At 59.5% G+C, this 7,388-nt stretch carries 6 protein-coding genes; all 6 read right to left on the bottom strand.

Annotation, left to right across the window (positions count from 1 at the left end):
• The coding region (locus tag GHO41_RS08900) for a FimV family protein (protein WP_305977931.1) at positions 1-1,472 on the bottom strand (1,472 nt) is incomplete at its 3' end.
• Positions 1,473-1,648: 176 nt separating this feature from the next.
• Positions 1,649-2,659 carry an aspartate-semialdehyde dehydrogenase gene (locus GHO41_RS08895; RefSeq protein WP_153433389.1) on the bottom strand — a complete coding sequence of 337 codons (1,011 nt, stop codon included), beginning with the start codon at positions 2,657-2,659 and terminating at the stop codon, positions 1,649-1,651.
• Positions 2,660-2,816: 157 nt separating this feature from the next.
• Positions 2,817-3,929, bottom strand: a complete 1,113-nt coding sequence (gene asd, locus GHO41_RS08890) for an aspartate-semialdehyde dehydrogenase (protein WP_048369010.1) — start codon at positions 3,927-3,929, stop codon at positions 2,817-2,819.
• Between the two features lie 68 nt (positions 3,930-3,997).
• Entirely contained in the window at positions 3,998-5,080 is a 1,083-nt protein-coding gene (gene leuB / locus GHO41_RS08885) for a 3-isopropylmalate dehydrogenase (RefSeq protein WP_048369009.1), read from the bottom strand.
• A 165-nt stretch (positions 5,081-5,245) separates the two neighbouring features.
• Positions 5,246-5,890 (bottom strand): 3-isopropylmalate dehydratase small subunit, encoded by a 645-nt coding sequence (leuD, locus tag GHO41_RS08880; RefSeq protein WP_048369008.1) that lies wholly within the window; start codon positions 5,888-5,890, stop codon positions 5,246-5,248.
• Positions 5,891-5,900: 10 nt separating this feature from the next.
• Positions 5,901-7,319 carry a 3-isopropylmalate dehydratase large subunit gene (gene leuC, locus GHO41_RS08875; protein WP_123748704.1) on the bottom strand — a complete coding sequence of 473 codons (1,419 nt, stop codon included), beginning with the start codon at positions 7,317-7,319 and terminating at the stop codon, positions 5,901-5,903.
• Positions 7,320-7,388: the final 69 nt, after the last annotated feature.

The raw sequence follows: 7,388 nt of genomic DNA, 5'->3' as shown, positions 1-7,388 counted from the left end.
GGTGCGACCACTGCGGCCGGAGCCGGGGTCGGCGCGGGTGCAGGTGCTGGAGCGGCGTCCAGATGAACGCTCGGCGATGCCACTTCAATGCCTTCAAAGCTGCTTTCTGGCAGGTCGAAGTCTGCCGCGAACTCAGGCTCTTCTTCCAGCGCCTGCGCCATACGCGCATGGCGCTCGGCCGCTTGCTGGGCCTTGCGCCGACGTACCAGCAGCAGCAACAAGAGCAACAGCAACAAGACCGCTGCACCACCTACGGCGGCTGTCAGCATCGGACTGGCGAGCAAGTCCTGGATCTTGCGTTCATCACTGGGCGTATCGCCCGGTGCCGGTGCTACAGCGGTTGCCGGCGCACCTTCAGTGGCCGGGGCGATGTCGTCTTCAGGTGTATCTGCTGCCTCACCCACCAAGCTGGCTGGCAAGGCAGCGCTGGCGTCGAGCGGCGCGGGAGCTTCGCCCTCCAACTTGGCCAACTGGTTGTTTTTCAATTCGATCAAGCGTTGCAACTTGTCGACCTGGCTTTGCAGGTCTTGTACCCGGCTTTGCAACTCGGCACTTTGACGACGGCTGCTGTCGAGGCTTTCCTGGGTCATCGCCAGCTTGTCGCTGACATTCTTGGCGTCACCACCCGCGCCTTTGCCCGCCTGCCCTGCAACCAGGCTCAAGCCATCTTTGACTTCAGCTTTGGGCTGCGCCGTGGCTGCCGGTTTGCGCGCGGTGGCATCCAGTTGCTGAGCGCGTGGCGCGGTACGCCGACCACTGCGCCAGTCAGCGTTCTGCGTTGCGACTTCAGCAATTGCCCTGGACTGGGCCAGTTCGACACTTTGCGCCGCCGTCGGCAAACGCAGCACCTGACCGGTTTTCAGGCGGTTGATGTTGCCGCCGATAAAGGCATCGGGGTTGAGCGCCTGAATCGCCAGCATGGTTTGCTGCACCGAGCCACCGTTGCGCGCCTTGGCGGCAATTTCCCACAGAGTGTCACGGGCAGACGTGGTGTATTGCCCTGCTTCCCCGCCAGCAGTGCTGGCTGCGGTAGCCGGAGCTGTCGCCGCGGCGGCTGCGGTTTGTGGCGAATATTTAGCGGGATCCAGCAGGACGCTGTAGTCACGCATCAAGCGGCCATTGGGCCACATGACTTGCACCAGAAATTTTACGAAAGGTTCCGACAACGGCTGGCTGGAGGTAACCCGCAGCACGCTCTTGCCGTTGGGATTGATCACCGGGGTAAAACGCAGGTCGTTCAGATACGCCGGATGCGGCACCCCGGCTTTGGTAAATTCGTCTGCCGGGGCCAAGCTGGGCACTACTTCGGCAGCGCTCAGGTCCTTGACGTCCAGCAGCTCAATCTCGGCCAGCAGTGGCTGGTTCTGCGTCGACTTCAGGGTCAGCTCGCCGAGCCCAAGCGCCTGCGCCATACCGGATGACAGCGCCGAAGCGGCGGCTATTGCTAACACTAATTTGCGAACCTGAACCATAGCCTCTTCCTTATTGGTACAGGCCTCGTCCCACGAGACCTGTAAAGCTGCTGCCTGACGACATGCGAGGGCTGTCATCGACCCGCGCATTGCCTCATTGAATCTGTAAGCCCTGACAGCAGCTTGACTGCGACGCCGCCTCGGCAAACCTGCCAAATAGCGACGCCAAGTATCTTTTACAGTGGGTCTTTTATCAACAACTCAGCCAGTTGTACGGCGTTCAATGCCGCGCCTTTGCGTACGTTATCTGACGCCAGCCACAGATTTAGTTCACTGCTGTCGTCGACACCGTGGCGAACGCGGCCGACATACACCACGTCTTGCCCCACCGCATCGCCTACGGCTGTCGGGTAGTCATCGGCCTCTACCCACTCAATCCCCTCACCGGCTTCAAGCGCAGCATTGACGGCCTGCAGGTCAACCGGCGCAGCCAGTTGTAACGACACACTATAGCTATCGCCAAAAAATACCGGAGCTTGAATGCACGTCACGGAAACTTTCAGGCCCGGCATGCCGAGCACTTCACGCAGCTCGGTGACCAGGCGTTTTTCCAGCGGCACATGCCCCTGCTCATCCGGCTTGCCCACCTGCGCCAGCAGGTTAAATGCCATCTGGCGGTCGAAAAAACGAGTTTCCAGCGGGTGCATATTCAGCAGTGACGTGGTTTGGCGGGCCAATTCAGACACCGCTTCGCGACCTTGGGCCGACACCGCCAGGCAGGCGGTGACCGTGACGCGCTGCAAGTCCAGCAATTGACGCAGTGGCGCCAGCACCACCGCCAGCGCGGTGGCCGAAGGGCTTGGGCTGCTGATCTGGAACGGCTGCGCAAGCCCGGCCAGGATATGCCCATTGGACTCAGGCACGATTTGCGGGGCCTGGTCGGCTGGCAATGCGCCCGACAAATCGATCACGCTGCAACCGGCCGCACGGGCCTTGGCGGCAAAGCTCAAGGTCACAGCAGGGCCAGCGGCAAAAAATACGAGCTTGGCTTTGCTGAAGTCGAATTCGTCGACTTCACGCACTCGAACGTTTTTACCCCGAAAAGGCACCGAACTGCCGGCCGACTCGCTGCTGGCCAGCAGATGCAAGTTGGCAACCGGGAAGTCGCGCTCTTCAAGGATTTGCACAAGTGTTTCGCCGACAGTGCCGGTGGCGCCGACGACGGCGATATCAAAGGACTGGTTCATGTGTCTACCTCAGGCGAAACGTGGGGAGCGGCACTGTACCGGGAGCCACCGATGGAGGCAACGGACAGCGCTTTGTAGCGCCATGGATGACAATAGCGCATGGATAAAAAAACCCGCGGCCCTTGCGAGACGCGGGTTTTGATTGCAACCGGGGCGATTAACGCTCCAGCAGAATCCGCAGCATGCGGCGCAGCGGCTCAGCCGCACCCCACAGCAACTGGTCGCCCACGGTGAATGCACCGAGGAACTGCGAACCCATGTTCAGCTTGCGCAGACGGCCAACCGGCACGTTCAGGGTGCCTGTAACCTTGGTCGGGCTCAGCTCTTGCATGCTGATTTCACGCTGATTCGGCACCAGCTTGACCCAAGGGTTGTGCTGGCTGATCAAGCCTTCGATGTCCGCAATCGGCACATCTTTGTTCAGCTTGATGGTCAAGGCCTGGCTGTGGCAACGCATCGCACCGATACGCACGCAGATGCCGTCAACCGGAACCGGGTTTTTGAAGCGACCCAGGATCTTGTTGGTCTCAGCTTGCGCTTTCCACTCTTCGCGGCTCTGGCCGTTTGGCAGCTCTTTGTCGATCCACGGGATCAAGCTGCCAGCCAATGGCACGCCGAAGTTCTCGGTCGGGTAGGCATCGCTGCGCATGGCTTCAGCCACACGGCGGTCGATATCGAGAATGGCGCTGGCCGGGTCAGCCAGTTGATCGGCGACCGCAGCGTGGGTGGCGCCCATCTGCTTGATCAGCTCACGCATGTTCTGCGCACCGGCACCGGAAGCCGCCTGATAAGTCATGGCGCTCATCCACTCGACCAGACCGGCTTCGAACAGGCCGCCCAGGCCCATCAACATCAAGCTGACGGTGCAGTTGCCACCGATGTAGTTCTTGGTGCCTGCATCCAGCTGCTGGTCGATGACCTTGCGGTTGACCGGATCCAGAATAATGACCGCGTCATCCTGCATGCGCAGGCTCGACGCCGCATCGATCCAGTAACCTTGCCAACCCGCCTCACGCAGCTTTGGGAACACCTCATTGGTGTAGTCGCCGCCCTGGCAGGTCAGAATCACATCGAGGGTTTTTAACTCTTCAATGCTGTAAGCATCCTTCAGCGGGGCAATGTCTTTGCCCACGGAAGGACCCTGCCCACCGACATTGGAGGTAGTGAAAAACACCGGCTCAATAAGATCGAAATCCTGCTCTTCCAGCATCCGCTGCATGAGCACGGAACCAACCATACCGCGCCAACCGACAAGACCTACACGTTTCATCGCAACTACACCTTTAACAAAAAGTGGGGTCGTTACTTCCACCAACAGGAAGTAACGGGCCCGAGAGATTACAGATTCTGTAGCGCCGCGACTACTGCATCGCCCATTTCCTGTGTACCGACCTTGGTGCAACCGGTCGACCAAATGTCACCGGTACGCAGTCCCTGGTCCAAAACCAGGCTCACGGCCTGCTCGATGGCGTCAGCGGCAGCCTGCTGATTGAAGCTGTAACGCAGCATCATCGACACCGACAAAATGGTCGCCAGCGGGTTGGCAATGCCTTTGCCGGCGATGTCCGGCGCTGAACCGTGGCACGGCTCGTACATGCCTTTGTTGTTGGCATCCAGCGAGGCCGACGGCAGCATGCCGATGGAACCTGTAAGCATCGAGGCTTCGTCAGACAGGATGTCGCCGAACATGTTGTCGGTCACGATTACGTCGAACTGCTTGGGTGCACGCACCAGTTGCATCGCCGCGTTGTCGACATACATGTGGCTCAGCTCTACGTCCGGGTAGTCCTTGGCCACTTGCTCGACCACTTCACGCCACAGTTGGCTGGAGGCCAATACGTTGGCTTTGTCGACCGAACACAGCTTTTTACCACGCACACGGGCCATGTCGAAACCGACGCGGGCAATGCGGCGGATTTCGCTTTCGCTGTACGGCAGCGTGTCATACGACTGACGCTCGCCGTTTTCCAGCTCGCGGGTGCCGCGCGGCGCGCCGAAGTAGATACCGCCCGTGAGCTCACGAACGATCAGGATGTCCAGGCCTGCAACGATTTCAGGCTTGAGGCTCGATGCGTCAGCCAGTTGCGGGTACAAAATGGCCGGGCGCAGGTTACCGAACAGGCCCAGTTGCGAACGGATTTTCAGCAGGCCGCGCTCAGGGCGAATGTCACGCTCGATGGTGTCCCACTTCGGGCCACCCACGGCGCCCAGCAACACAGCGTCAGCAGCACGAGCACGTTCCAGGGTCTCGTCAGCCAGCGGCACGCCGTGCTTGTCGATGGCTGCGCCGCCGATCACGTCGTGAGTCAGCTCAAAGCCGAGCTGAAACTTGTCATTGGCCAGTTCAAGCACTTTAACTGCCTGAGCCATGATTTCTGGGCCAATACCGTCGCCTGGGAGAATCAGAATCTGCTTGCTCATGTGTTCCTCTGTCTTGTCGGTTGATGCCCCCGCAGGCGCATCCTGAAAATTTTAAAAAAACCGTGGGAGCGGGCTTGCTCGCGATTCAGGCGCCTCGGTTCAAAAGACAAACCGGGGTTTATCCTCGCGAGCAAGCCCGCTCCCACACTTCAAAAAATACGCTTATCAAGCGTCACGGAACAACCATGGCTGGCTTGCGCGGTGCTTGCTTTCAAACGCTGCAATCGAATCGCTGTCCTGCAAGGTCAAGCCGATGTCATCCAGGCCGTTGAGCAGGCAATGCTTGCGGAATGCATCGATCTCAAAGTTCAACACTTTGCCGTCAGGACGGGTAACGGTCTGGGCTTGCAGGTCGATGTTGAGCTGATAACCCGGCGTCGCTTCAACCTGGGCGAACAGCTCGTCCACTTCAGCGTCGCTCAAAATAATCGGCAACAGGCCGTTTTTGAAGCTGTTATTGAAGAAGATGTCGGCGTAGCTCGGCGCGATGATGCTGCGAAAGCCGTACTCTTCCAGGGCCCAAGGGGCGTGTTCACGGCTGGAGCCGCAGCCGAAGTTTTCACGGGCCAACAACACGCTGGCGCCCTGATAGCGCTCGGCGTTGAGCACGAAGTCCTTGTTCAAGGGGCGTTTGGAGTTGTCCTGGTAAGGCTGGCCCACGTCCAGGTAGCGCCACTCGTCAAACAGGTTCGGGCCAAAGCCGGTGCGTTTGATCGACTTCAAAAACTGCTTCGGGATGATCTGGTCGGTGTCGACGTTGGCGCGATCCAAAGGTGCGACAAGCCCGGTGTGCTGGGTAAAAGCTTTCATGCTGCGCTCCTTAAATCAATTCACGGACGTCGATAAAGCGACCGTTTACCGCCGCGGCAGCGGCCATGGCCGGGCTCACCAGGTGAGTACGACCACCGGCACCCTGACGGCCTTCGAAGTTACGGTTGGAGGTCGAAGCGCAGTGCTCGCCTGACTCCAGGCGGTCCGGGTTCATCGCCAGACACATCGAGCAGCCTGGCTCACGCCATTCAAAACCGGCTTCGAGGAAGATTTTGTCCAGGCCTTCAGCCTCGGCCTGCTCTTTAACCAGGCCCGAACCCGGCACCACAATCGCTTGCTTGATGGTCGAAGCCACTTTGCGACCTTTGGCAATCACTGCCGCAGCGCGCAAGTCTTCGATCCGCGAGTTAGTGCACGAACCAATGAACACGCGGTCCAGCTGGATATCGGTAATTGCCTGATTGGCGTTCAAGCCCATGTACTTCAAGGCACGCTCAATCGAGCCACGCTTGACCAAGTCAGCTTCCTGCGCCGGATCCGGCACGTTCTGATCCACGGCCAAGACCATTTCTGGCGAAGTACCCCAGCTCACCTGCGGCTTGATCTGGGCAGCATCGAGTTCAACCACGGTGTCGAACGTGGCGTCGGCATCCGACACCAGGTCTTTCCAGGCTTCTACGGCCAAGTCCCACTCAGCGCCTTTGGGTGCGAACGGACGACCCTTGACGTACGCCACGGTTTTTTCGTCGGCAGCCACCAGGCCCACACGGGCACCGGCTTCAATCGACATGTTGCAGATGGTCATGCGGCCTTCTACCGACAGGTCGCGAATCGCACTACCGGCAAATTCAATGGCGTGGCCATTACCGCCAGCGGTGCCGATTTTGCCAATCACGGCCAGCACGATGTCTTTGGCGGTCACGCCGAACGGCAATTGCCCTTCGACCAAGACCAGCATGTTCTTCATTTTTTTCGCGACCAGGCACTGCGTGGCGAGCACATGCTCAACCTCGGAGGTGCCGATACCGTGAGCCAATGCGCCAAACGCGCCGTGGGTCGAGGTGTGCGAGTCGCCGCAAACGACGGTCATGCCCGGCAAGGTGGCGCCCTGCTCCGGGCCAATCACGTGCACGATGCCCTGGCGGACGTCGTTCATTTTGAATTCGGTGATGCCGTACTCGTCGCAGTTGTCGTCGAGGGTTTGCACCTGCAAACGGGAAACCTGGTCAGCGATCGCTTCGATCCCGCCCTTGCGCTCAGGCGTGGTCGGTACGTTGTGGTCCGGGGTAGCGATGTTGGCATCGATGCGCCAAGGCTTGCGCCCGGCCAGACGCAGGCCTTCAAAGGCTTGCGGCGACGTCACTTCGTGAATGATATGACGGTCGATGTAGATCAGCGCCGAACCATCGTCGCGCTGTTTGACCAAATGCGAATCCCAGAGCTTGTCGTAGAGCGTTTTGCCGGCCATCAGACGGTTTCCTCATCAGCTACTTTCTATGCCAATAACCACTTGGCTTGTGAGGTCGATGCTATGGGG

The organism is Pseudomonas sp. FSL R10-0399 (assembly GCF_009600165.1).
Classification (GTDB): domain Bacteria; phylum Pseudomonadota; class Gammaproteobacteria; order Pseudomonadales; family Pseudomonadaceae; genus Aquipseudomonas; species Aquipseudomonas helleri.
The sequence above is the reverse complement of the archived record's forward strand: the minus strand, read 5'-3'. Positions and strand labels throughout refer to the sequence as shown.

Excerpts from the sequence above, each read along its gene's own strand:
- GHO41_RS08895 (WP_153433389.1), bottom strand. The coding sequence starts at position 2,659 with ATGAACCAGTCCTTTGATATCGCCGTCGTCGGCGCCACCGGCACTGTC.
- asd (WP_048369010.1), bottom strand. The coding sequence starts at position 3,929 with ATGAAACGTGTAGGTCTTGTCGGTTGGCGCGGTATGGTTGGTTCCGTG.
- leuB (WP_048369009.1), bottom strand. The coding sequence starts at position 5,080 with ATGAGCAAGCAGATTCTGATTCTCCCAGGCGACGGTATTGGCCCAGAA.
- leuD (WP_048369008.1), bottom strand. The coding sequence starts at position 5,890 with ATGAAAGCTTTTACCCAGCACACCGGGCTTGTCGCACCTTTGGATCGC.
- leuC (WP_123748704.1), bottom strand. The coding sequence starts at position 7,319 with ATGGCCGGCAAAACGCTCTACGACAAGCTCTGGGATTCGCATTTGGTC.